The sequence below is a fragment of the Mesorhizobium sp. M1E.F.Ca.ET.063.01.1.1 genome, assembly GCF_003998155.1.
Lineage (GTDB): Bacteria > Pseudomonadota > Alphaproteobacteria > Rhizobiales > Rhizobiaceae > Mesorhizobium.
Map to the genome: position 1 here is coordinate 1 of NZ_RZSC01001292.1, position 946 is coordinate 946.

The 946-nt window shown below is 66.7% G+C and carries 2 protein-coding genes; both read left to right on the top strand.

Going from position 1 to position 946, the window contains the following annotated elements:
• A partial coding sequence (locus EOA29_RS38030) for an ABC transporter substrate-binding protein (RefSeq protein WP_127222491.1) occupies positions 1-632 on the top strand: 632 nt, incomplete at its 5' end.
• A partial coding sequence (locus tag EOA29_RS38035; protein ID WP_145970109.1) for an iron chelate uptake ABC transporter family permease subunit occupies positions 632-946 on the top strand: 315 nt, incomplete at its 3' end. The genes EOA29_RS38030 and EOA29_RS38035, both read left to right, overlap by 1 nt.

A 946-nucleotide genomic window follows, 5' to 3' on the forward strand; every position in this document is an offset into this window, starting at 1 on the left:
GCGTGCTGTCGGTCAATCCCACCGGAATCCTGGACCTGCACGGCAGTGGCCCGAAGGACGCCGTCGACGTGCTGAAGAAGTCGAGCGTGGCCTTCATCGAGGTGCCCGAGCACTACAGCCATGAAGGCATCCTCGAAAAGATCCGCGTCGTCGGCAAGGCGCTCGGCGTCGACGCCAAGGCCGAGAAACTGGCGGTCGAGATGGATGCGAAGCTGAAGTCGGCCGAGAAGCAGGCGGCTTCGATCAAGCAGCGCAAGCGCATCCTGTTCGTGCTGTCGACGCAGGGCGGCAAGGTCCTGGCCGCCGGCAGCGATACCGCCGGCGACGGCATCATCAAGCTGGCCGGCGCCGTCAACGCAGTCGAGGGTTTCTCCGGCTACAAGCAGATGTCGGACGAGGCGATCGTCACGGCCAGGCCTGACGTGATCCTGACCATGAAGAACGCCGGGCCGCCGGTCTCCGAGGATGAGCTGCTCGCCAATCCGTCGATCGCCTCGACGCCTGCGGGTGCCGCCCGCAAGGTGATCAGCATGGACGGCGGCTATCTGCTGGGCTTCGGGCCGCGCACAGCCGAAGCCATCCACGATCTCGCCGTCTCGCTCTACGGCAGCCAGGTCACGGACCAGTGGTAATGGCCGATCAGTCGATCGCTGGCGCGGCAGGCAAGGTGGCGACGGCAGCCAATGGCGACCGCTCGGCACGGGCAAGGGCCGTCATCCTGCTTTTGTCGCTCGCGCTTGCGCTGTCCATATTCCTGTCGCTGACCTCGGGCGCCTCCGACGCGTCCGCCGTCCGCGTCATTCGTGACTGGCTTACCGGAGCCGTGCCAGCCGATGCGGGGCTCGCCGCACGCGACCAGCTGATCGTCTATGACATCCGCATGCCGCGTGTCCTGCTCGGCGTGCTGATCGGCGCCGCGCTCGCCGTTTCCGGCGCGGTGATGCAA